Source organism: Noviherbaspirillum sp. FW303-A3 (assembly GCF_058788695.1).
Genome location: NZ_JBYTAZ010000001.1, coordinates 1,517,412 through 1,539,123, shown reverse-complemented (window position 1 = coordinate 1,539,123; position 21,712 = coordinate 1,517,412). Strand labels below are relative to the sequence as shown.

The 21,712-nt window shown below is 62.6% G+C and carries 29 protein-coding genes; 13 read left to right on the top strand and 16 right to left on the bottom strand.

All coding sequences use genetic code 11. From position 1 onward, the window contains the following. The first annotated feature begins 187 nt into the window (after nucleotides 1-187). Entirely contained in the window at nucleotides 188-535 is a 348-nt protein-coding gene (locus tag AC3WOY_RS07545; RefSeq protein ID WP_492422320.1) for a hypothetical protein, read from the top strand. Between the two features lie 7 nt (nucleotides 536-542). Here the strand turns inward: AC3WOY_RS07545 and AC3WOY_RS07540 are convergent, their stop codons facing one another. Beyond that, nucleotides 543-803 carry a hypothetical protein gene (locus AC3WOY_RS07540; protein WP_492422318.1) on the bottom strand — a complete coding sequence of 87 codons (261 nt, stop codon included), beginning with the start codon at nucleotides 801-803 and terminating at the stop codon, nucleotides 543-545. 69 nt (nucleotides 804-872) lie between these two features. Between AC3WOY_RS07540 and clsB the strand changes: the two genes are divergently transcribed. The 3 genes from clsB to AC3WOY_RS07525 all read left to right on the top strand — a co-directional run bounded on the left by clsB (nucleotide 873) and on the right by AC3WOY_RS07525 (nucleotide 3,490). After that, the gene (gene clsB / locus AC3WOY_RS07535) at nucleotides 873-2,102 is read left to right on the top strand and encodes a cardiolipin synthase ClsB (RefSeq protein WP_492422316.1); all 1,230 of its coding nucleotides are present in this window, start codon (nucleotides 873-875) and stop codon (nucleotides 2,100-2,102) included. Then, on the top strand, nucleotides 2,099-3,085 hold the full coding sequence (locus tag AC3WOY_RS07530) for a lysylphosphatidylglycerol synthase domain-containing protein (RefSeq protein ID WP_492422314.1): 987 nt from the start codon (nucleotides 2,099-2,101) through the stop codon (nucleotides 3,083-3,085). The genes clsB and AC3WOY_RS07530 overlap by 4 nt, the downstream gene beginning before the upstream one ends. A gap of 126 nt (nucleotides 3,086-3,211) precedes the next feature. Continuing rightward, the gene (locus AC3WOY_RS07525; RefSeq protein ID WP_492422312.1) at nucleotides 3,212-3,490 is read left to right on the top strand and encodes a hypothetical protein; all 279 of its coding nucleotides are present in this window, start codon (nucleotides 3,212-3,214) and stop codon (nucleotides 3,488-3,490) included. 130 nt (nucleotides 3,491-3,620) lie between these two features. Here the strand turns inward: AC3WOY_RS07525 and AC3WOY_RS07520 are convergent, their stop codons facing one another. Both AC3WOY_RS07520 and AC3WOY_RS07515 read right to left on the bottom strand, forming a co-directional pair. Beyond that, on the bottom strand, nucleotides 3,621-4,337 hold the full coding sequence (locus AC3WOY_RS07520; protein WP_492422310.1) for a dienelactone hydrolase family protein: 717 nt from the start codon (nucleotides 4,335-4,337) through the stop codon (nucleotides 3,621-3,623). 138 nt (nucleotides 4,338-4,475) lie between these two features. After that, nucleotides 4,476-4,676: a hypothetical protein gene (locus tag AC3WOY_RS07515; RefSeq protein WP_492422308.1), complete on the bottom strand. Its 201-nt coding sequence runs from the start codon at nucleotides 4,674-4,676 to the stop codon at nucleotides 4,476-4,478. Nucleotides 4,677-4,750: 74 nt separating this feature from the next. Between AC3WOY_RS07515 and AC3WOY_RS07510 the strand changes: the two genes are divergently transcribed. Both AC3WOY_RS07510 and AC3WOY_RS07505 read left to right on the top strand, forming a co-directional pair. Further along, a complete protein-coding gene (locus tag AC3WOY_RS07510; RefSeq protein ID WP_492422306.1) occupies nucleotides 4,751-5,056 on the top strand; it encodes a DUF2471 family protein in 306 nt (101 codons plus the stop codon). Nucleotides 5,057-5,163: 107 nt separating this feature from the next. Next, complete coding sequence (locus AC3WOY_RS07505; RefSeq protein ID WP_492422304.1) at nucleotides 5,164-5,445, top strand: DUF4242 domain-containing protein; 282 nt, start codon at nucleotides 5,164-5,166, stop codon at nucleotides 5,443-5,445. Here the strand turns inward: AC3WOY_RS07505 and AC3WOY_RS07500 are convergent. Continuing rightward, nucleotides 5,442-5,774: a HopJ type III effector protein gene (locus AC3WOY_RS07500; protein WP_492422302.1), complete on the bottom strand. Its 333-nt coding sequence runs from the start codon at nucleotides 5,772-5,774 to the stop codon at nucleotides 5,442-5,444. The two genes, AC3WOY_RS07505 and AC3WOY_RS07500, sit on opposite strands and share 4 nt — an antisense overlap. A gap of 132 nt (nucleotides 5,775-5,906) precedes the next feature. On the opposite strand from AC3WOY_RS07500, the gene AC3WOY_RS07495 reads away from it, so the two are divergent. From AC3WOY_RS07495 to AC3WOY_RS07485, 3 genes are all read left to right on the top strand, one after another. Then, nucleotides 5,907-6,554, top strand: a complete 648-nt coding sequence (locus AC3WOY_RS07495) for a DsbA family oxidoreductase (protein WP_492422300.1) — start codon at nucleotides 5,907-5,909, stop codon at nucleotides 6,552-6,554. A gap of 2 nt (nucleotides 6,555-6,556) precedes the next feature. Further along, nucleotides 6,557-6,829 carry a cupin domain-containing protein gene (locus tag AC3WOY_RS07490; RefSeq protein WP_492422298.1) on the top strand — a complete coding sequence of 91 codons (273 nt, stop codon included), beginning with the start codon at nucleotides 6,557-6,559 and terminating at the stop codon, nucleotides 6,827-6,829. Nucleotides 6,830-6,977: 148 nt separating this feature from the next. After that, nucleotides 6,978-7,508, top strand: a complete 531-nt coding sequence (locus AC3WOY_RS07485; protein ID WP_492422296.1) for a hypothetical protein — start codon at nucleotides 6,978-6,980, stop codon at nucleotides 7,506-7,508. A gap of 190 nt (nucleotides 7,509-7,698) precedes the next feature. Here AC3WOY_RS07485 and AC3WOY_RS07480 read toward each other — a convergent pair whose 3' ends face one another. Both AC3WOY_RS07480 and ppk2 read right to left on the bottom strand, forming a co-directional pair. After that, nucleotides 7,699-8,532, bottom strand: coding sequence for an HDOD domain-containing protein (locus tag AC3WOY_RS07480; RefSeq protein WP_492422294.1), 834 nt, complete (start codon nucleotides 8,530-8,532; stop codon nucleotides 7,699-7,701). 63 nt (nucleotides 8,533-8,595) lie between these two features. Then, a complete protein-coding gene (ppk2, locus tag AC3WOY_RS07475) occupies nucleotides 8,596-9,684 on the bottom strand; it encodes a polyphosphate kinase 2 (protein ID WP_492422292.1) in 1,089 nt (362 codons plus the stop codon). 172 nt (nucleotides 9,685-9,856) lie between these two features. Between ppk2 and AC3WOY_RS07470 the strand changes: the two genes are divergently transcribed. Continuing rightward, the gene (locus tag AC3WOY_RS07470; RefSeq protein ID WP_492422290.1) at nucleotides 9,857-10,291 is read left to right on the top strand and encodes a hypothetical protein; all 435 of its coding nucleotides are present in this window, start codon (nucleotides 9,857-9,859) and stop codon (nucleotides 10,289-10,291) included. A 42-nt stretch (nucleotides 10,292-10,333) separates the two neighbouring features. Here AC3WOY_RS07470 and AC3WOY_RS07465 read toward each other — a convergent pair whose 3' ends face one another. The 5 genes from AC3WOY_RS07465 to AC3WOY_RS07445 are packed head-to-tail and all read right to left on the bottom strand — an operon-like array spanning nucleotide 10,334 to nucleotide 14,514. Then, nucleotides 10,334-10,615 (bottom strand): KTSC domain-containing protein, encoded by a 282-nt coding sequence (locus AC3WOY_RS07465; RefSeq protein WP_492422288.1) that lies wholly within the window; start codon nucleotides 10,613-10,615, stop codon nucleotides 10,334-10,336. 22 nt (nucleotides 10,616-10,637) lie between these two features. Further along, entirely contained in the window at nucleotides 10,638-10,868 is a 231-nt protein-coding gene (locus AC3WOY_RS07460; RefSeq protein WP_492422286.1) for a hypothetical protein, read from the bottom strand. Between the two features lie 18 nt (nucleotides 10,869-10,886). Then, complete coding sequence (locus AC3WOY_RS07455; RefSeq protein ID WP_492422284.1) at nucleotides 10,887-11,600, bottom strand: alpha/beta fold hydrolase; 714 nt, start codon at nucleotides 11,598-11,600, stop codon at nucleotides 10,887-10,889. Nucleotides 11,601-11,651: 51 nt separating this feature from the next. Then, nucleotides 11,652-12,017: a response regulator gene (locus AC3WOY_RS07450; RefSeq protein WP_492422282.1), complete on the bottom strand. Its 366-nt coding sequence runs from the start codon at nucleotides 12,015-12,017 to the stop codon at nucleotides 11,652-11,654. Nucleotide 12,018: 1 nt separating this feature from the next. Next, nucleotides 12,019-14,514 carry a response regulator gene (locus tag AC3WOY_RS07445; protein WP_492422280.1) on the bottom strand — a complete coding sequence of 832 codons (2,496 nt, stop codon included), beginning with the start codon at nucleotides 14,512-14,514 and terminating at the stop codon, nucleotides 12,019-12,021. A gap of 135 nt (nucleotides 14,515-14,649) precedes the next feature. Here AC3WOY_RS07445 and kefC point away from each other — a divergent pair, with 135 nt between their 5' ends. After that, nucleotides 14,650-16,422, top strand: coding sequence for a glutathione-regulated potassium-efflux system protein KefC (gene kefC, locus AC3WOY_RS07440; protein ID WP_492422278.1), 1,773 nt, complete (start codon nucleotides 14,650-14,652; stop codon nucleotides 16,420-16,422). On the opposite strand, the gene AC3WOY_RS07435 is transcribed toward kefC, so the two are convergent. Continuing rightward, nucleotides 16,419-16,838, bottom strand: coding sequence for a secondary thiamine-phosphate synthase enzyme YjbQ (locus tag AC3WOY_RS07435; protein ID WP_492422276.1), 420 nt, complete (start codon nucleotides 16,836-16,838; stop codon nucleotides 16,419-16,421). The genes kefC and AC3WOY_RS07435 overlap by 4 nt on opposite strands. Nucleotides 16,839-16,845: 7 nt before the next feature. Then, on the bottom strand, nucleotides 16,846-17,688 hold the full coding sequence (asd, locus tag AC3WOY_RS07430) for an archaetidylserine decarboxylase (protein ID WP_492422274.1): 843 nt from the start codon (nucleotides 17,686-17,688) through the stop codon (nucleotides 16,846-16,848). Nucleotides 17,689-17,763: 75 nt separating this feature from the next. Here asd and AC3WOY_RS07425 point away from each other — a divergent pair, with 75 nt between their 5' ends. Beyond that, on the top strand, nucleotides 17,764-18,318 hold the full coding sequence (locus tag AC3WOY_RS07425) for a histidine phosphatase family protein (RefSeq protein ID WP_492422272.1): 555 nt from the start codon (nucleotides 17,764-17,766) through the stop codon (nucleotides 18,316-18,318). A 29-nt stretch (nucleotides 18,319-18,347) separates the two neighbouring features. Here the strand turns inward: AC3WOY_RS07425 and AC3WOY_RS07420 are convergent, their stop codons facing one another. Continuing rightward, nucleotides 18,348-18,809 (bottom strand): c-type cytochrome, encoded by a 462-nt coding sequence (locus AC3WOY_RS07420; RefSeq protein ID WP_492422270.1) that lies wholly within the window; start codon nucleotides 18,807-18,809, stop codon nucleotides 18,348-18,350. A 6-nt stretch (nucleotides 18,810-18,815) separates the two neighbouring features. Next, nucleotides 18,816-20,024, bottom strand: a complete 1,209-nt coding sequence (locus AC3WOY_RS07415) for a DUF2863 family protein (RefSeq protein WP_492422268.1) — start codon at nucleotides 20,022-20,024, stop codon at nucleotides 18,816-18,818. A gap of 196 nt (nucleotides 20,025-20,220) precedes the next feature. On the opposite strand from AC3WOY_RS07415, the gene AC3WOY_RS07410 reads away from it, so the two are divergent. Further along, entirely contained in the window at nucleotides 20,221-20,898 is a 678-nt protein-coding gene (locus tag AC3WOY_RS07410; RefSeq protein ID WP_492422266.1) for a peroxiredoxin, read from the top strand. Between the two features lie 6 nt (nucleotides 20,899-20,904). On the opposite strand, the gene AC3WOY_RS07405 is transcribed toward AC3WOY_RS07410, so the two are convergent. Next, entirely contained in the window at nucleotides 20,905-21,702 is a 798-nt protein-coding gene (locus tag AC3WOY_RS07405) for a 2-keto-4-pentenoate hydratase (RefSeq protein ID WP_492422264.1), read from the bottom strand. Nucleotides 21,703-21,712: the final 10 nt, after the last annotated feature.

Below are 21,712 nucleotides of genomic sequence, written 5' to 3'. Positions count from 1 at the left end.
GGAAGGCGAATGATGGTTCCTTGTCCTGATTGTCGTTTCGGTCATGTCTTGCGCCTGCGTTATTCATCAATCGAATAACTGGATATCGGCAACGGAAATTGGATTCCGTGAATTTGACCGGCAATAATCAAGCATCAAAGCTCGTGTCGCGTTGCACAAGAGCGCGACATATCTCTAAGGAAACATCATGTTGAATAAAGCAGAACAAGAGCTCTCCCTGCCCAATCGGCAGGTGCGTCACGCCTTGGCGGCCCGTATCGCGATGATATTGCTGGTCTTTTTCAGCGCCGCCTGGTGCCTGCTGCAATGGACGTTGTCCACCGAGATGCGTTTCACCGTCGAAGGCTTTACCCGCCAGTTCGTGATGATGGAATCATTTGCCTGCGCGGGCGCGGCTGTCATCGCCTTCGTGTTCATGATGGTGAACGCGATAGGATGGCTGGCAACCACCATCAGGCTTCGCCGTGAGCGAAGCGGTAAAGCCCGCACGCTCGCCGTCAAGCGCTCCGTGCAGCGTGTCGGCGCCTACGTTTGACGCCGCTTCAGCCGGATTGCGCCGCGCTTCCGCTCCGGAGTGACGGGCACGATCCGGAACAGATCGCTTCCCCGAAGAGCGCCATCAGCGCAGGCCCACCGTGGTCGAAGCTGAACAGGTAGCGCTGCTCCCACACCTGCTCACGCACACCCGCATCGACTCCCCATCCTTCCGTTTTGCCGCCAGGTCCGCCTGTCCCCAGTTTCCTCGCCAGCATCTGCATCGCCACGATCGGTACGCGATTGATTCCGCTCAATGGAATATCCACCGCGTTTCCGTGTCTATCTCTTGAAACGGGCATTGACCCTTGCCAACTGCGCAGACGAGAGGAATCCGAGTGAGCCAGCCATGGATTAGCGGAAACAGATTTTCCTTGCTCGAAAACGGAGAGCAGTTCTACCCGCACGTCTTCGACGCGATTGCGGGAGCGCAGCGAGAAGTGCTGCTGGAAACCTTCATCCTGTATGAAGACAAGGTAGGAAAGGCTTTGCACGCTGCGCTGCTGGAAGCCGCGCGCCGCGGCGCACAGATCGATGTCACGGTCGATGCCTTCGGTTCCCCGGACCTGTCGACGGAATTCATCTCGTCGTTGACCTCGGCCGGCGTACGCATGCATGTGTTCGACCCAGCGCCACGCATGTTTGCACGCGTCAATTATTTCCGCCGCATGCACCGCAAGCTGGTGGTCGTGGACGGCAAGCGCGCCTTCGTCGGCGGCATCAACTATTCCGCCGACCATCTTGCCGACTTCGGACCGGAAGCCAAGCAAGACTACGCGGTCGAGGCAGAGGGACCGATCGTGGCGCATATCCGCAGCTTCATGCTGTCGGCCATTGCGGAAGGCCGGACCGGAAGGCGGTGGTTCGCCTGGCGGCGCGCACATCCTTCGGTGGAAACGCTGCCGCCGGCGGGCACTGCGGATGCCCTGTTCGTGTGGCGCGACAACCGCGACCACACGAACGACATCGAACGCCAGTACCGTCTTGCCATCCGCCTCGCGCGCAAGCGTGTCGTGATCGCCAATGCGTACTTCTTCCCGGGCTATGCCTTTCTGCGCGAGCTGCGCAAGGCTGCGCGTCGCGGCGTGGAAGTCTCCCTCATCCTGCAGGGCAATCCCGACATGCCGATCGTGCAGACGGCGGCCGCCATGCTGTACCACCATCTGCTGAACGGCGGCGTGCAGATCCACGAATATTGCGAACGTCCGTTGCACGGGAAGGTTGCCGTGGTGGATGACGAATGGGCGACGGTGGGATCGAGCAACCTCGACCCGCTCAGCCTTTCGCTCAACCTGGAAGCCAACCTGATGATCCGCGACCCCGAGTTCGCGCGCACGGTCGGCGACAGCCTGCAGCGGCTCATGCGGCATAGCTGCACACAGGTGGAAGCGGCCGACCTCGACGAATCGACGACCTGGCGCAAACTGCGCAGCTTTTTCCTGTTCCATGTCCTGCGGCGCTATCCCTACTGGGCCGGGTGGTTGCCTGCACACGCTCCCCGGCTGGCACCCTTGCAGTCGGCGGAGACCGCTGCGACGGACACAATCGACAAGCAGGCCTTCCCATGAGTATCCGCCAGCATGCGGATGTCGCGGGACGGCGTACGGGAAAGGCGCAGGGGGCGACGCGTCGTGCCTGGTGGCCATGGGCCAAGCGCGTGCTGACGCTGCTGTTCTTCGCGGCGGTCGGCTACCTGCTTTATACGCAGGCACGCGAGGTCGAATGGGATGAAGTGTGGACGAGTATCCGGCGCAGGCCAGCGGACAGCATGCTGACCGCGCTGGCGTTTGCAGCAGCAAGCTATGCGACATACAGCTGCTTCGACCTCCTTGGGCGCCATGTCACCCGGCACGGACTTCCCGTACCGAAGGTCATGACCGTCAATTTCGTGAGCTACGCATTCAACCTCAACATGGGGGCACTGGTGGGAGGCGTCGCCTTCCGCTACCGGCTGTATTCCCGCCTGGGCCTCGACACGGCGACTACCACGCGCGTCGTCGCGATGAGCATGCTGACCAACTGGCTGGGCTACCTGCTCCTCGCGGGACTCGCATTCCTGTGGGCGCCGCCGGAGCCGCCTCCGGACTGGATGCTGGACGTGGGAGGACTGCGCCTGCTCGGTGCCGTGCTGCTCGCGGCAACGCTTGCCTACCTCTTCCTGTGTACATTCTCACGACGGCGGACGTGGACCATCCGCGGACATGAGATCGAACTGCCATCGTTGCGGCTCGCCTTGCTGCAACTCGGCATCTCAACCTTCAACTGGCTTTTGATTGCGGCGTCGGTCTACACGCTGCTCGAACACAAGATTGCGTTCCCGACGGTGCTGGCAGTCATGCTGGTGGCGGCGGTTGCGGGCGTGATCACGCACGTCCCGGCTGGGCTCGGGGTACTCGAGACGGTGTTCGTCGTGTTGCTTTCTCACCAGGTTCCACGCAGCGAACTGCTTGCCGCGCTGCTGGCCTATCGCGGCATCTACTACCTGCTGCCGCTGGCGCTGGCGACCGTCATTTATCTGGTGCTGGAAGTGCATGCCAGAAAGTTGAAATGAAGGCCATGCTCCTTGTGCCTCAGTATTTTCGAGGGATGGTTTCCGTACACCACTGAACTTTCGCGCCCTGAAAACATCGCAATTGAACGGCACGCCGGTGCCGCAGTGATTCATAGGAGAAACGTCATGTCGAACCTGAAGAGAAGTTCCGAAGAGGACGAAAAGAAAGCGCCGAAGGAACGTTCGTCGCATGGTATCAATTCCGGATCGCAGACCCCCAAGGATGTCGGTCCGCAGGATGCCTCATCGAAGGATGTCACGGACCGCAAGGTCCGCTCGGACGATCCGGAAGAAAAGGAGCAGGAATTGCTCGATGACGCTGTCGAGCTGACCTTCCCCGCGAGCGATCCGGTATCCGTTGCCGGCGGCGGCATTACGCGTGTCGAGGTGCCGAAACAGCCTTGATGCCGGTTTTGCGCGGCGGTGCGGCAACGTAAAATTGCACCGCCGCTTGTAACTCCGGGATGGCTGCATGGCCGATACATGCCCATTGCGGAAGCCGCGTCCCATCCCATTGGCCGCCCCTGACTCGGACTCAGCCGGCGCGCTTTTCCGGTGTGCTGCGCGCGGTGTTTTTCATGTGCCCTGCGGCTTCCTCTTCCGGTGACGACATGTGGCGGATGAACCAGCCGGCCGCAAGCGAGGCGACCTTGGCCAGCCTGCCCGGTTCTTCGAACAGGTGCCCGGCATCGGGCACAATTTCGATGCGCTTTTCGCAGTCCAGCGCGGCCAGCGCAACCTGGTTCAGGTCGATGACGGTCACATCCAGGCCGCCCACGATCAGCAGCGTCGGCGTGATCACTTTCTTCAATGCCGGTTCTCCCGCCATATCCGGCCTGCCGCCGCGCGACACGACGGCGGCGATGTCGTCAGGCCGTTTCGCCGCAAGCTGCAATGCGGCCGCCGCGCCGGTGCTCGCGCCGAACAACCCGAGCGGGAGCGCCCCCGCACTGCCGGCCTGCTGCAGCCAGTCCAGCGCCGCATCCAGCCGGCGGGTCAGAAGAGGGATATCGAAACGCAGGCGTTCGTCGTCCTCTTCCTGCTGCGTGAGAAGGTCCATGAGCAGGGTGCCTATGCGTGACTGCCGCAGCGCGGCGGCGACGTAATTATTGCGCGGGCTGAAGCGGCTGCTGCCGCTGCCGTGCGCGAACAGGGCGATGCCGATGGGATCGGGCGGCAGTTCGAGCATGCCTTCCACCTGGACCTGGCCGCACGGGATCCGCACGAGTTCCGTATGCATTGACGATGCCATGGCGCTCTCCTTTGCATTGCCGTGGTTGTCACGGGTCATTTCAGCAATAGCAGGGTTTCGCCCGGTTGGAATGCGTGTTTGATAACGGAACGCAGGGATGGAGCATCCTTTGACGGGCGTCAAAGGAAGGCTAAGACTTCAGGAAGGGCGTGCCTGGTTCAATACGGCCGGCCGCCACTCTTCGATCTCGTCGAACGGGCAGACGATGGGCGTGCCGGCGCTGGTGTAATAGAAGCACCAGCTGGCGATGCTCCATCGCATTTCGCGTTCTCCGAATTTCGTCGTCACGATGCAGAGCTCCCCGTCCTTGAGTAGGGACAGTGCGTTGCAAGTCCTCATGTCCTGTCCTTTGTCCTTGAATTCCCCGTTACCTGATTATACTGTATGAATGTACAGTATCAATGGGAATTGCCATGGACACGGACATCGCCAAACTCGATGCGGTGGAAGCGCGCCTGCGGGAGGTGATCAGGAACATCGTGCGGCGGCATGCATCTTCCGGCAGGGCGCTCAGCTGGTCGTTGATGTTCGACATCGAGGAAGAAGCACTGGCGCAACTGGGCGCCGATTCCGGACTGGATGTCCGCTTTGTCCGGATGATGGTCGCGCCGCCCGCGGCCTCAGCCCGCCGACCGGACGGGCCGGTGAACATGGCGCACGTCGATGCCATGCGCACCGCCCTGTGGATGATCCAGGAGGCGTACTACCATGGGTGTTGAGCTTCTTCGCTTCTTGCGTTTGCTCAAGCGGTGCGTTGGCATGAGGCCTATGGTGGTTCGTGACGGGGCACATCATGCGTCCCGTCCGTCCCAGCAAGGAGGCCGCCATGCCCAAGTACGTGATCGAACGAGAACTCCCTGACGCCGGAAAACTGTCCGAGGAGGAACTGCGCAGCATCGCCGCGAAATCCTGTGACGTCCTGCACAATATGGGGCCGTCCATCCAGTGGCAGGAGAGCTTTGTGACCGACAACAAGATCTACTGCGTGTATATCGCCGAGTCGGAAGACCTCGTGCGGGAACATGCGAAGCGGGGTGGCTTCCCGGTCAACAGCATCGCGGCAGTGCGTAACGTGATCGACCCGACGACGTCCGAGATGCCTGCTTAGGGTCGTTTGGCCGTCAGCGGCATGCTGTCGAACTTCACGCCGTCCCAGCCGTACTTCATGAAGTTGCGGATGTTCTGGTGGTCCGTGCCCAGCGGGTTCTTCAGCACGTCGTCGCGATAGTAGGCGCCGAAGCAGGCCAGCGTCTGCTCCTTGGACAGCTTGTTAAGCATCGCAAAGGCGAACAGCTTGCAGGAGCCGGAGTTCTGGCCGGCTTCGTTGCGCGTGTCGCCGTTGGTGAATGCCGCGGGCGTGAAATCGTATTCCTCGCCGATGACGGACATGGTGTCGTCGAAGGCGATCGATGCGGAACTGTCGTTCAGTTTCTTCAAAAATGCGTCCAGGTTCATTGGTGCGGTCAATGGAAGTTGATCGGGGGGCGTCAATGATAATGCATCGCGATTCCCGGCAGGCAGGTGCCCAAGGGAGTACACTGTTGACATTGATGTCACAGGGGAGATGCCATGGCGCAACTGATGAAGATCGACTTTGTCTCCGACGTGTCGTGCCCTTGGTGCGCGATCGGATTGCATGCGCTGGAAAAGGCGCTGGAGCGCGTCGGCGACGACGTGGTCGCCGGTCTCACTTTCCAACCCTTCGAACTCAATCCACAGATGGTGCCCGAAGGCCAGGACATCAACGAGCACCTGGCTGAAAAATACGGCGCCACGCCCGAGCAGTCGCAGCAGACGCGTGACATGATCCGCGCGCGCGGCGAAGACGTCGGCTTCACCTTCAACATGGACAAGCGAGGCCGCATCTACAACACCTTCGATGCGCACCGCCTGCTGCTGTGGGCGGCGGAAGAAGGGCGACAGCGCGAACTCAAGCATGCCCTGTTCAAGGCGTATTTCACCAATGGCGAGAATCCGGGATCGCACGATGTTCTGATCCGCCTCGCCGGCGAGGTCGGACTTGATGCGGCACGCGCGAAGCAAATCCTCGCCTCCGACGACTACGCAGCGGAAACCCGCGAACAGGAGAATTTTTTCCTCGAGCAGGGCATCCACTCGGTGCCGGCTGTCATCCTCAACGACCGCTATCTGATCTCGGGAGGTCAGCCCGTGGATGTGTTCGAGCAGGCGCTGAGGCAAGTCCTGGCTGAGGGCTGAACATGGACAAGGATGCGTTCATCGCTGCGCTGGCGCAGGAGGGGTTCAGCGAACTGGTGACCGTGGAGCGCGAAGCCAACGGCGGGCTGGACATGCATACGCATCCTTTCGAGGCGAAGGCACTGATCCTCGATGGCGAGATCAGCATCGTCACGGACGGCACCGAAAGTATTTACCGGCCCGGCGCGATTTTCCATCTGCAAGCAGGAGAACCACATACCGAACGCTATGGTCCGGACGGCGTACGGTATCTCGTTGGCCGCAGGCAAACCTGACGGCCGGCTTTTCCGGCGGCATCAAGAAGTCTCTTGCATTCCTGATTGATCAAACCATTCCGGGCCAGGATGGGCGATAATTCGCCCCCTGCCTCGTGCAATCGGGGCAAGAGTCTGTATCCCGGCAACTTTATTTGAAGGCAATACATTGGCAACCAGAAGCAAGCGCTGGAACGGCAACGTCGATTCCCTTTCAGTCGAATTCCTCAAGGACGTGATAGCAAAGATGGCCGACTATGGCGACCGCGTCCAGTTTTCACTCGTCACCGGCGGCCCCACGCCCGGTTACCAGGTCACGAATACACTTGGCAAGTCGATGGCGTTCGACGGCAACCACCATTTGCTCAAGCCGGAAGGCCATGAATTCGCCGGCGCCAATGCCACCTCGACCTACACCATCGAACAGGTCAAGGCCGCCGTTTCCGGCATCGGCCTCGGCGGGCGCAGTACTGCGTCGCGTTCGCCGCGCGTCGTACGCGCCGGCAGCGGCACAGGCACGCGCACCAGCGCCGCCAAGCTGGAAGAACAGTTCGCCGCGCAACGGTACGAGTATTACCGCAACAACCGTCAATCGCTGCCGGCCACCATTTCGCAGCACACCGAAGAAATCACCCAGCTCATGAAGCAGGGCAGGTCTGTCGAAGACGCCTTTGGCGAAGTCCTGAAGAAGTATTTCTGAAGCGGAAAGGCCTCCGCATGCGGAGGCCTTTGAAATTGGTGCTGGTACTACTTCCCTCCCGCCAGCTCCGGTGGATGCAACCTGTTCTTCTGAAAACCTGGGTCTCACTCCGAGGGTTGCATGGGACCGCATGATACATGGAAAATTCAGCCGTGGTGTGACATTGGGTAACAGCGTTGCTCAAATTTGCTCATGCATCACGTGCGTCATCGTCGCCCGCCTTTTTCAGGCCAAGCCGCACCTGTAGCGTTTCCTCATCAATGTTCATGAACGTCGCGATGGCATGGAAATCGTCCGGCAGCGCAGGGTCATCCCAGCCGTGCGCCGTGTGGCGGGCCAGGTCGACTGCCAGCTTCACATTCTTCACGCGCGGCTTTTCGCAGGTGTCGTCGTCCATCAGGGTCAGCAGCAGCTCCGGCAGTTCCCAGTTGCGGCAGACGAGCGTCTGCAGGTCACGCTGCGGGAAACCGAGCACGGCGGACTGGGCATTCGCGCTGCGCATGGCGGGATCCGCTTTCTGCAGCGCCTGTATCTTCAGCGCCTCGTCCGGCGCGTGGCACCACACCAGCATTTCGGCGAGGTCATGCAGCAGTGCCGCGATCGCCACTTCCTCGCAGTTCAGGTCGCAACGCCAGGTGGCCCAATCGAGCGCGTAGTGCGCGGCACGCTGGGCGCGCCGGATCACCTGCAACAGGCCGAGCAGCGCCTGTGGCTTCAGGTGGTCTTCTATGATATCGAACTGCGCGAAGTGGTGGAAGAATGGTTCGACGCCGAGCATCATCACTGCATGCTCGACAGTGGAGAGGTCCTGCAGCTGCCGGCGTCCGCGATGGGCGGCGGAAAAACGCAGCACACGCGCGGTCATCATCGGATCCTGGAGCACGATGCCGGCAATCTCGCGCACGTTGATGCGCTCGATGCGTTCGCGCGCGGCTGCGATTGCTTGCGCCGTGTGGCGAAGGACCGGCGGGTCCTTGTCGGACAGGAACGCCGTCCAGGAATCGATGCCCGATAACAGTGTCATGATGGCTGGACCCGAAAGTTGCCTGTTGTCAGCTTATTGCACATCCGGCATCGAAGCAAGCCGTTACTTCCTGTCGTCGCGCTCGAACTGTCCGCGCGCCGAGCCGACGATCAACGGGTCGGGAATGCCGACTGCTTCCACGTCCTTGTTCGTGTAGTTCAGGTTCTGCAGCACGCAGCGCATCGCGTTCAGGCGCGCGCGCTTCTTGCAGTTCGACTTGATCACCGTCCATGGCGCATCGGCGGTGTCGGTGTAGAAGAACATCGCTTCCTTCGCCTTGGTGTACTCGTCCCACTTGTCGAGCGAAGCCATGTCGATCGGGCTCAGCTTCCAGTGCTTGAGCGGGTCGGTCATGCGCTGCTCGAAACGCAGGCGCTGTTCCTTCTGCGTGACCGAGAACCACAGCTTGAACAGGTGGATGCCCGAACGCGCCAGCATGCGTTCGAACTCCGGCGTCTGGCGCATGAATTCCAGGTACTCGTTGTCGGAGCAGAATCCCATCACGCGCTCGACGCCTGCGCGGTTGTACCACGAACGGTCGAACAGCACGATCTCGCCGGCGGTGGGCAGATGCTGGTTATAGCGTTGGAAGTACCATTGGCCGCGCTCGGCCTCGGACGGTTTTTCCAGCGCGACGACGCGCGCGCCGCGCGGATTCAGGTGTTCCATGAAGCGTTTGATGGCGCCGCCCTTGCCGGCCGCGTCGCGGCCTTCGAACAGGATGACCACGCGCTGCCCGGTCTCCTTGACCCAGGCCTGGAGCTTCAGCAGCTCGACCTGCAGCGTGCGTTTCTGTGCCTCGTAGGCCTTGGTCGACAGGCGGTACTTGTACGGATACTGCTCGCGCTCGGGGCCGTCATTCAGTTCGACGTCGGTACGCGGTTCGCGCTTCTTGCGGCCGGTCTTCCCGGCATCCTCGGCCATCTTCTTCAGGTCGCGGATTTCCTTGAGGTCGGCCGTGCGCGCAATGGCCGGATTGGTCGGATGGAGCGGCTCGGCCTTGAGCTTCGCAGCAGTCTTCAGGGGCGCCTTGCGCGCCACGCTGATCTTTGCCGAGGGCAGGGCGACGACACTGGCGGAGACAGCCTGTGTGCGCTGGCGCACAGGCTTTTTTCCGGTAACCGTTTTTGCATTTGCTGTCGACCTTGTCATTGCGCCACCCTTGAAGAAATGATGAAAACTGCAGGAAAGGCCATTGTTCGCAGGCGCGTCGAAGGCGGGCAATGATCTGGATCAAACGTGGCCGATGTGCAAGTGCAGCATGAGGGGAGTGCGGCCGGATCGGCTATGATCCTGTTGCCCGATTTGCAACCGCCCCTGCCACATGCCCAGCTACGCCACCCTCGATGCCATCGCCGATGCCTATACACCGCTGCTGGCGTTGGCCTGTCTTGTTCTCTTGTTGCGTCCGTTGCATGGGCTGCAATGGAGGGTGCTTGGGCTGCGGGGAGCAAGCCTGGCCGCCGGTGCGTTCGTCGCGTATGGCCTCATGTTCCTGGACAATCGGCTGGCGATCTGGCCCATGGCGCAGCTGGATTACAGCACCCACACGGCGGTGGCCCTGGTGCTTGCGATCTTCCTTTCCATGTATTGGCCTGCGTCGCGCTTGTTGTGCTGGGTGTCGCTGTGTGCTTACGGGCTGTTGATGCTGTACCAGCGATATCACAGCCTCGCGGACATCCTCACTACTGCGGCGGTGGTTGCGGTGTTGTATCTGCGGGCCGATCTGCTGATCCGTCGCCTTGCGCGTAGCGCTTAGTCGGTGAGTTAATCCAGCCTACTGAGCTGCGCTCGCTGGATTTCATGAAGTCGCATCATCACCAGGCGCCTTGAAAAGATCCTCGAGCGCTTTCGATGCCCCCTTGGGCTGGGCCCTGCCCCGCCGGCCCGCAAACTCTTCCTCGATGTTGTCGCGGTAGTAGCTCCACGCCGACCCGGTGGTTGAAAACTTGCGCCAGACCTCGAGCCCGACACCCGAGTAATCAATTGCGGTTCCGTCGTCGAATTCGACCCTCAGGACGCGCTCGCGCTGGTCGTATCCGATCGCGCGCAATTTCCCGGCATTGATCTTTTTCATTTCCATGATTCACTCCATCATTACGCAATCAAGGAGAGATGCGCTTGAGCCGCTGTCCGTAGATTCCCCACATGGTCTCGACACCGTCGACGTTGCCGACCAATGCCCAGCCAGTGCCAATCTTGCGTGCCTCGACCGCGATCCCCAACTCGTTCCCGACCTGCTGCGCCCATTGATTTGCCGCGCCTTGTCCCTTGAACAGCTCCTTGTCTTCAAATATCACGGTGCCCTCGAACACCGGCTTGATGAATACACTCATGGTGTGCTCCTTCGTCAATCAATTTTCAGCCGGGCCGGCCGCGGCGAGCAGGAGCCGCAGCAATTCTCCCGGCGCACTGATCATCGGATCGTGGCCGGTGGGGATTTCGCGTACCTCCCAGCCGGGTTCCTTCCTCACGCGCTCGCGCATGACGGCAATGGTGGCGAGGGCCGGCGAGGTGCAATCGATGAAGGTGCGGGGCAGGGCGGCCACGCGCATCGCGTCGAATTGCAGCCGGTCGTCATAGACACCACCGGGTTGCGGCGTCTGCCGGCGCGCGACCCAATCCGCGTCCTCGCCGGACAGCCCGAACAAGGCCGGATCGGCCGGCGGGATGCTGCCCGTTGCCGCAATCGACTGGCGGCGCTGTTCCTGCGTCTGCGGCGGATGCCCGCTCGACCAGCTTTCGCCGGGAAGCGGCACCACGGCATCGAGGTAGACGAGGCGCGCGATGCGCTCCGGCATGCGGTCGGCCAGTCCGGTGATGACGATGCCACCGTAACTGTGGCCGACCACGATGGCTTGCTGCAATTCCTCCGCATCCATCACCGCGGCAACATCGTCGATATGCGTTTTCAGGGAAATGCCCGGTGACAGCTGGTGGGCGCGCTCACCCGTGCCGGTCAGCGTCACCGCAAATGCACGATGGTCTGCCCGCCAGAGGCCGGGCAAGATTGTTTTCCAGCACCAGGCACCGTGCCAGGCGCCATGTACAAGGACGAAATCCGCCATGGTTTTTCCTTCATTCAGTTCATGATCTGACCGGCGCACGCGCCCTGCGGTTCATCGCGCCAGGGCCTGTTCCACCTGCACAAGAAGGGTCTTGTAATCGATGGGCTTGGCGATGTAGCCGTCGCAACCGGCGGCGCGGATGTGCTCCTCGTCTCCCCGCATGGCCATGGCCGTCAGCGCGATCACCGGAATGTGGCTGGTGCCGGGATCCGATTTCAATAGTCCGGTGGCTTCCAGGCCGTCCATGCCCGGCAGTTGCACATCCATCAGAATCAGCTCGGGCCGCTGCTCGCGCGCCGCGCGCAAGCCGGTTTCCGCATCGACCGCCTGGATGGCCTCGTGACCGCCTTTCTGCAGGATGAAGACCACCAGCTTCATGTTGGCGGGATTGTCTTCCACAACTAGGATGCGCGCCACCTTACGCCTCCTTCACAGGCAGCGCCCGTCGTACTTCACCGATGAAACGGCCGTGGTTGAATTCGGCCTTCTGCATGATTTCTTCCACGCGGCCGTTGAGCCGCAGGCGGTCTTCGGGTGCGATCTGCTTTGCCGTCACGATCACGACCGGGATCGTGCGTGTGACGGGATCGTCCTTCAGCGCCTCCACCACATCGAAGCCGTTCACGTCCGGCATCATCAGGTCGAGCACGATAAGGTCGGGCCGGCGGCTGCGCGCGAGGTCGATGCCTTCCTGTCCGCCGTAAGCCGGCAGCACCTTGTAGCCGGCGGCATCCAGGTGCGTGCGGGTCAGTTCCACCGCCTTGCGGTCGTCGTCCACCACCAGCACGGTACGCTGCGGCTTGTTCGCCATCATGCGGAAGCCGAGGCCGTCGAGCGTCTGGATCAGGTCTGCGCGGCTTACTGGTTTTTGCAGGACGCGCGCGGCGCCCAGCGACAGGCCGCGGTTGCCGTCGGCGACCACGGAGAAGATGACAACCGGAACGGAGCACAGCAGCGGATCGCGCTTGAGCCGCTCCAGCATTTCCCAGCCATCCATGCCAGGCAGCAGGATGTCGAGGACGATGACATCAGGCCGTTCGCGCGCCGCCACTTCCAGCCCGACTTCCGCCGTGCTGGTGCGGGCGAAGCGGAATCCGCCGTCCTCCAGCTGCACGCGTAGCAGGTTGGCGGCCATCTCGTCATCTTCGATGACGAGCGCAAGAGGTGCGGCCCCGCGCTGCACAGGCTGTGTCGTACTGGTCGCAATCACCCTCTGCGGTGCGGGAGCACTGCCCCCGGTATTCCACGGCAGCCAGACGGTGAAGGTGGAACCCTTGCCCGGTTCGCTCTGGAGCGTTACGTCGCCGCCATGCAGTTCGGCCATCCGCTTCAGCAGCGCCAGCCCAAGGCCGGTTCCCTCATGGCGGCGCGAAAGCACGCTTTCGATCTGCGAGAAGGGCTGGAACAGGCGGGCCTGGTCCTCTGCGGATATCCCGATGCCGCTGTCGGCCACTGACAGTTCCAGGTAATGCGGGAAGCTGCTGTGCGGAAAACGCTCGCGCCCGACTTTGCGCGCCTTCACACGGATACTGCCGCCCTCGGGTGTGAACTTCACCGCGTTCGACAGCAGGTTGTAGAGAATTTGCCGTGTCTTGCGGCCGTCGATCCAGATCTGGTCCATGCCTTGCTCGATATCGGCCGTCATGTGCAGGCGTTGCGACAAGGAGCGTTCCCGCATCACATGCAGGCAATCGCGCACCAGCGCATCGATGGAGGCAGGTTCCAGCTCCAGTGTCATCTTGCCTGCCTCGACCTTCGACAGGTCGAGGATGTCATTGATCAGCGCGAGCAGGTGCCTGCCGCTGCCGTGGATGTCGGCGATGTATTCGGTCTGTTGCGGCTCCAGGGGGCCTGCCAGCCCGTCCTTCAGCACTTCGGAGAAACCGATGATGGCATTGAGCGGGGTGCGCAGCTCGTGCGACATGTTGGCGAGGAAATCGGACTTCATGCGGCTGGCTTCCTGCAGCTGGCGGTTCCTTTCTTCCAGCATGCTGTTCGCGGCCTCCAGGCTGGCGCCCATGCGCTCCAGTTCGGCGGCACGCATCCGCTCGCGCTCGCTCGATTCCACCAGGCGCGTGTACAGCACGCTGTTCTCCAGCAGCAGCATCACCAGCACGAAGGTGGATGCAAGCAATCCATAGATCCGGCCGGCATAGAAGCCCAGGTCGAAGCGGCCCTGGTTCAGCATCGCCGACAGCGCGATGTCGAACAGCCAGGCGCCCATCACGACCAGCAGCCAGAGATCGATCACCGAGCGCGTGCGCCGGCGCCACAGGAAGAACAGGGCGATCAGGCTGAACGCCCAGGTGCTGGATACCACGACGATCATCGACGGCGTATACCGGTTGCCTGCCATGATGGCCGGGAGCAGGGACTGCCCGGCGGTGACAAGCTGCACAGCGGCGACAACCAGCAGCAGGGCGACGATGACGCCGACGGCAATGATGTTGCGTGTCCGCGTATTTTCGGAGAGGGCGCTGTTGCCTGCCAGCGTGTAGGCAATCACGAACAGCGGGAAGCCGGCGTGCCAGACCATGTAGAGCCACGCAGTGCTCTGCGGCCCGGCGCCGAGCAGTCCCGCCGGCGCAAACAGGCCGGGGAAGGTTAGCGCATGGGCAGTCGCGATGAACGCGGTAAACAGGTAACCCGATGCGAGGATGGCAAGGCTCTTCGAGCGGAGGATGCGGAACTGTCCGTAGAGAAGGATTGCCGTGATCAGGTCGCTGACCACCAGTGCGGACTGGTAGACAGGGATGAAAGCGGAAACGGGCGCGAGCTGGACTTTTGCGAAAGGCGTCGCGGCAAGGAAGAAGGCAAGCGAGATCGCGAAGGCGGCAAGTGCGAGACGGCGCTGAAAGCGGTCTGGCTCCATCGTCGCGAGGAAGGCAGGTGTGTCCTGGAAATATGCTTGCATCGTGAATGAAAAAACGATTGTATGACGCGCTGGCACGGTATTGCAGTTTCATCATATATCGAATTCCCGGCCAGTTGATACTTGAACATGCAATGGCTGCTAAAGTAAAGCTGATCCCCCGTAAAGAGAACTCACATGCACGACCTGCTGCTGACGCCCATCGTCTTTCTCCTGACCGCCGTCCTGCTTGTGCCGCTGGCCCAGCGGCTCGGCCTCGGCTCTGTGCTCGGCTACCTGATCGGCGGCTGCATCATCGGCCCCTGGGGATTGGGGCTGGTGAAGAACATCGAGATCACCAGCCATGTGGCGGAAATCGGCGTCGTGCTCATGCTGTTCCTGATCGGACTCGAACTGCAGCCGAAGAAGCTGCTGGAAATGCGCACCATCGTCTTCGGCGGCGGGACGCTGCAGATGGCAGTGTGCGGCATCGTGCTGGCGGCGGGCATCCATTTCGCCGGGCTGCCGCTGGTCGCCGCGCTCGTCGCCGGCCTCGCGCTGTCGCTGTCGTCCACCGCCATTGCCGTGCAGAGCATGCAGGAAAGGCATCTCGACAACACGCCGGCCGGCAAGATTGCCTTCGCCATCCTGCTTTTCCAGGACATGGCCGCCATTCCCCTGCTGGTGATCGTGCCGCTGCTTGGAACGAAGAGTGGCGGGGAGGGATTCAACTGGATGGTGGCGATCGCAGCGGTGGCCGCGGTGTACCTGCTCAACCGCTACGCGATGCGCCCGATGCTGCGGCTGATCGCCCGCACCCGGCTGCGCGAGATATTCACTGCGTTCGCGCTGCTGCTGGTGCTTGGCATCGCGCAACTGATGACACTGGCAAACCTGTCCATGGGCTTGGGGGCCTTCCTCGCCGGCGTCCTCCTCGCGCGCTCCGAATACCGCAAGGCGCTCGAGACCGACCTCGAGCCGTTCAAGGGGCTGCTGCTCGGCCTGTTCTTCACCTCGGTCGGCATGTCGATGAATCTCGGCCTGCTGGCATCCGCGCCGCTCACCATCGCAGCCCTCACCGCCGGCTATGTTGTGCTGAAGATGGCCGCGCTCGGCCTGCTCGCGCGCCTGCTGCCGGTGGCGCCGGTGCAGCGCTGGCCGTTCGCCGCGCTGCTCGCGCAGGGCAGCGAATTCGCCTTCGTTGTCTTTGCCACCGCGCGCGACGCTCAGGTGCTGCCTGCGCCGTGGGACGACATGCTGCCGCTGGCCGTCGCGCTCTCGATGGCGCTGACCCCGCTTGCCCTTGCCGCCGGCAACTGGCTTGGCAAGACCTTGCATGGCGTTCCGCAGCGCGAGGCCGACGTCATCGAACCGGATGGTGCGCGCGTGATCATTGCCGGCTTCGGCCGTGTCGGCCAGATCGTCGGCCGCATGCTGAACGCGTCGGGCATCAAGATCACCGTGCTCGACAACGACCCCGACCTGCTGGAAACCGTGCGCCGTTTCGGCTTCAAGGTGTACTACGGGGATGCGACGCGGCTCGATCTGCTCAAGGCGGCGGAAGCAGACAAGGCCATCCTGCTGGTCAATGCCATCGACGACGTGGACAGCAACCTGAAGCTGACCGATCTCGTCCGCTCGCATTTCCCCCACCTGCGGATGCTGTGCCGGGCGCGCGACGTCACCCATGTGTTCGAGCTGAAGAGCAGGGGCGTCGACATGATCGAGCGGGAAACCTTCGAATCCGCCTTGCTGATCGCAGAAAAAGCCTTGCAGCAGATGGGCATGGACGCGCAGACGGCAAGCCTGGCGAAGGACAAGTTCCGCGAGCACAACTACGAAACGCTGGAGGCGTTATTCCCTCACTTCCGCGATGAAACGAAGCGGCTATCCATTGCGCAGGCCGCGCGTGAAGCGCTGGCGCAGTCATTCCAGCAGGACGGGATCAAGGTCAAGGATGACACGCCCTAGTCACCCAGCACGGTGACGACCACGCGCCGGTGCTGCGGTTCTGTGCGGTGCTCCCACAGGAAAATCCCCTGCCACGTACCGAGCAGCATGCGCCCGCCGCCGACCGGAACGCTCAAGGCGGTATCCGTCAGCACGCTGCGCGCATGCGCTGCCATGTCGTCCGGCCCTTCGAGGTCATGCCGGTAAGCGGGATCGCCGTCAGGTGCGAGCCGCCCGAGGATGGTCTCGAGGTCGCGCCGCACATCCGGGTCGGCATTCTCGGTGATGGTGAGCGAACAGCTAGTGTGCTGCACAAAGATTTGCGCGATGCCGGTCTTTACGCGGGAATCGGTGACGACGCGTGCGACGGCATCCGTAATGTTGCGGGTGCCGCGTCCCGTGGTGGAAAAATCGAGAATGGACTGGTGCGTCGTCATGCCGGTATCAAGCGAGGGGTTTGCGGCCCATCGCTTCACCCATGCGGATGGCGCGTTCGGCCAGCCACTGGGGATTGAATTCGATCTCGCCCTTGGGGAAGAGCATCACGACGGTCGAACCGAGCAGGAAACGTCCCATCTCGGCGCCTTTCTTCAGCACGATGTCCTTGTCGCGGTACTGCCATTCGCGCACCGTGCCGCTGCGCGGCGGATTGACCACGCCGTGCCACACGGTCGCCATGCTGCCTACGATGGTCGCGCCGACCAGCACCAGCACGAAGGGGCCGTGCGGTCCTTCGAACACGCACACCACGCGCTCGTTGCGGGCGAACAGGCCCGGCACGCCGCGTGCCGTCGTCGGGTTCACGGAGAACAGCGCGCCCGGCACATAGATCATGCGCAACAGCTTGCCGTCGCAGGGCATGTGGATGCGGTGGTAGTCGCGCGGGCTGAGGTAGAGCGTGGCGAAGCTGCCGTGGTCGAACTGCGCCGCCAGCGCGGCGTCGCCGCCCACCAGCGCGGTGGTCGAATAGCGGTGGCGCTTGGCCTGGAAGATCTGGTCGTGTTCGATGGCGCCGAACTGGCTGATCGCACCGTCGACCGGGCAGATGAAGTCGGCGTCCGCCAGCGGGCGCGCGCCTTCGCGCAGGGCCCGCGTGAAGAATTCATTGAAGCTCGGATAGCTCGCCAGGTCGGGGTTGAGCGCTTCTTCCATATTCACGCCATACTTTTTGGCGAACCACCGGATCACATGGGGCGTCAGTCCGCCGGACGAGGATGCAAAACGTCCGGCGAGCGCGGTGAGGACCTGCTTCGGCAGGAGATATTGGTGCAATACGGAAAAACGCATGGAAGCGGGCGGCCTTGTAGGAAAGAGTTGGCCCGATTATAGCTTCACCAGGGCGGTTTTCCGGCAGGAGGTGATATGCGGCATGCGGGGATCGGGTTCATTCTCTGGGCGTTCTGCCTGGTGGCTTCGGCGGACGAGTCAGTCTGGAAACAGTTGCAGGCAGGCGGCTACGTCCTGTTGATGCGCCATGCGCAAACCGAACCGGGCACCGGTGATCCGCCCGGTTTCACCCTCGGCGACTGCCGGACGCAGCGTAACCTGTCACCGGAAGGCAGGGCGCAGGCGCGGCGCACCGGCGAAGCCTTCCGCACGCGCGGCATTGCATTGAGCGAGGTGCGCACGAGCGCGTGGTGCCGCTGCGTCGACACGGCGGCACTTGCGTTCGACAACGCCACCGTCTGGCCCGCGCTCAATTCCTTCTTCGATGCGCCCGGCCGCAAGGACGCGCAGACAGGGCAGGTGAAGGAAATCGTGCGCACGGTGCAGCCGCCGCGCAACCTGATGCTGGTGACGCACCAGGTCAATATCACGGCGCTGACCGGCGAGCCGGTCGGGTCCGGCGAAATTATCGTCGTCCGGGCCGGCCCAGAAGGGAAATTGCAGGTCGCCGGCCGACTGACGGTTCCCTGAACGGCGACGGCGTCAAACAGGAAAGCCGCCTACCTGCGCAGGCTCAGTTCCTTCTGCATCGCCAATGCCTCCGGCGGCCACGAACTCTTGATGTAGGCGAGCACCGCGGCAATGTCGGCATCGGACAGCACCTGCGCGTAGGCTGGCATATCGCTCTGGTAGCCGTCCGGGGCAGTGCGTCCCGGCACGAGACTGTTTTTCACGATATCGACGAGCACTGCGTCGGGGTGATGCCAGGTGTGTCCCGATCCGTCGTGCGGCGGCGCGGGAAGGCGGCCGTTGGGAAGGCGCTTGCGCCATTCGGGCTGGCCTTCCAGGTGTGCGCCATGGCAGGCGGCGCAGTGGGTGGCATAGATGTTCTTGCCCTGCGCCACCAGTGCCGTGTCCGAGGGATCGATGAATCCAGCCTCCGGTTTGCCGAAGAAATACAGCGCGGCTGCGCCTGCCGCCGCAACGCATGCCGCCCCGATGGCAATATCTTTGCGGTTCATCTTGCGCTAGCGCGGCGAATACGGGCGCACATTGGCCGCGACGCCGTCGGTGTCGAACTGCCGGGTGATGTACAGCGCGCCGATCCCGATGCCCGCCAGCGCATCGCCCAGGTCGGCGACCGCGCCTTCCATCGTTTCGATGCGGCCGAGCGGCTTGTCGATGGCGCCGATTTCCGCATCGCCTTGCTTCGACTGCACACTGATGCGCACAATCGCGCCGTCATCCGCTTCGGTGGGACCGATGACGGCCCTCACGCTGTCCGGCGCGGCGCCGTGTTCGTCGAGGACATGTTGCACTTCCGAGAGCACCCGCAGCATTTCCAGTTCGGCCACCGCCGTCTCCTTTCCTCCGTGGAAGAGGTCCTGGTACAGGCAGTCGACCTGCACCTCGCGTCCATCCGTCACCAGGCAGCGTTGCAGCAAGGGCTGCACCTGTTTCGACCAGGTGCGGAAACGTTCGGCGCGCGTCTCGAAATATCGGTCGGCCGCCGCTTCCTTCGCCGGCACATGATAGAAGGCATCGTCCATCGGCTTCAGCGCAAAACCGAGCAGGAAACGCAGTTCCATCGCGCTGTCCTGCGGACCGAACTGCGACGGCGGCCAGCCGCGCATGCTGCGGCCGATGGCATCGGCGGCGGTGCCCTTCCTGCGCGTCATCGCCTCATAGGCTTCCTGCACCATCTCGTTGAGCTGGCAGTAGCCGATGTGCTCGATCTCGTCGAGGTGGTAGGCATGGCTGACCAGGACGACATGCGACTTGCGGCTTTCGAGGCCGCCTTCCTGGAAGCTGTCGCGCAAGGCCGCGAAGGCCTGTTCGTCCTGGAAATCCTGGTCGCTCTGCAATCCGCCGGTCGTATGCACGAAGAGCGGCACCACGAAGGCATTGATCTCCTGGTCCGGTCCGTTGTCGTGGCGGAACAGGATGGTGCCCGACAGTTCCTCGACTTCCGTGCGCAGCACGCGGTAGGCGTCGGCGTCCTCATCCCAGGTGCGCTCCAGCGCTTCGTCCAGCGCCTGCTCGCGCTGTTGCTGCAGGCACTTGCGGATCGTCCTGCGCAGCTCGGACTGGGCCTTCTGCAATGCATCGGGCAGCACCGCGTACACGTTCGACTCACGCAGGTCGAGCGCGAGCGTGACGAGGCGGTCGGAGAGGATTTCATCCCGCTCTTCGGCAGGGGCGGCTTTCGGGCCGGGAGTGTGTTTTGTCTTTTTCATGCTTGTATTGGAGCCTGGTGACGGCGTATCAGGACGTCTTGATGCATGTCAAATCATGCGTGGAGTGCGCTTCTATGCTGAACGAGCACCTGCGCCCCTGAAGGAGGTCGCATTGTGACATGCAGCAAGTGCTTTGCAAACCGGCGCGCACAATCTGTCGCCGCGCCCCCATTCCACGATTATCGAAGGAGCGACCATGTCTTTACGCATCAATGATATCGCGCCCGACTTCAGCGCCATGACCACCCAGGGAGCCATCAAGTTTCACGACTGGATCGGCGATGGATGGGCAATCCTGTTCTCCCATCCGAAGGATTTCACGCCGGTCTGCACGACGGAACTGGGCTACATGGCCAAGATCGAGCCGGAATTCACCAAACGCAACACGAAGCTGATCGGCCTGAGCGTCGACCCGGTCGACAGCCACCAGAAATGGCTCAAGGATATCGAGGAAACGCAGGGCGCGCTGCCTAAGTATCCGATCATCGCCGACAGCGACCTTGCCGTCTCCAAGACATACAACATGTTGCCGGCCGACGAGCCTGGCACTTCCGAAGGACGCACGCCCGCGACGAATGCGACCGTGCGCTCGGTCTTCATGATCGGTCCCGACAAGCGCATCAAGCTGATGCTGACCTACCCGATGAGCACCGGCCGCAACTTCGACGAGATCCTGCGCGTGCTCGATTCCATCCAGCTGACCGCCACGACCAAGGTGGCGACACCGGTCAACTGGAAGCCGGGCGAGGATGTGATCATTCCGCCGTCGGTCAGCGACGAGGAGGCGAAGTCGCTGTTCCCGGAGGGGTGGAACACGATCAAGCCCTACTTGCGCACCGTCAAGCAGCCGTCGCGCGTCGGAGGGCAGCAATAGCGGCATTCATTCCAGTGTCACGGACAGCGTGCCCAGCGGCGCGCTGAAGCGCGCTGTCCATGTCTCGCCGGGCTGGACGGCCCAGGCATCCGTCCACGTCCCGGTGGTCACCACATCGCCTGCCTGCAGGTCGGCGGCGCCGGGGCACTGCCGCAACTCGACGAGGAAATGAAGCAGCGCGCGCAGCGGACTGTCCAGCACGTTTGCGCCATTGCCTCGTTCGACCACGTTGTCCTCCTTGAGCAATTCCACTGTGGCTTGCGCCAGGATGCGGTCGAGTTCAGCTGCGTTTGAGGCAAGCTCGCGCACAGGCAGGCGCCTGCCGACAAGCAGTCGGGCATGCAGCGAATTGTCGGCTACGGCATCACCCGGCACGAATTTCCATCCGGGCAAGTGCGATTGCACGACTTCCAGACCCGGCGCCACCCATTCAATCGCATCGAACAGGTCGTCCAGGTCCGCGCCGGCTTTCGGCGTCGCCTTCATCCCGAAGACGGCTTCCGGCTCCACGCGCGGCTGGCAGGTATGCGCAATCGACAGCGTGCCGTGGCCCTCGCACAGGCGCAGCGTGGTGTCCCAGACCGTTCCCCAGATCGGCGCGTAGACGTTGTAGCGTTCCCATATCGTGCGGTTGGTGAAACCGACCTTGTAGCCCACGGGACGTTCGCCGCGCGCGATGCGCATGCGGCGCACTTCCAGCGCCTGTGCGTAGGCGTGCGCGAGGCCGGCGCTGCCGATTTCGCCCGGGGCATGAGGCCACAGGTGTCCATGGTCGATGTGATCGAGCAGCGATTCCGGCGTCATCTCGGTTCTC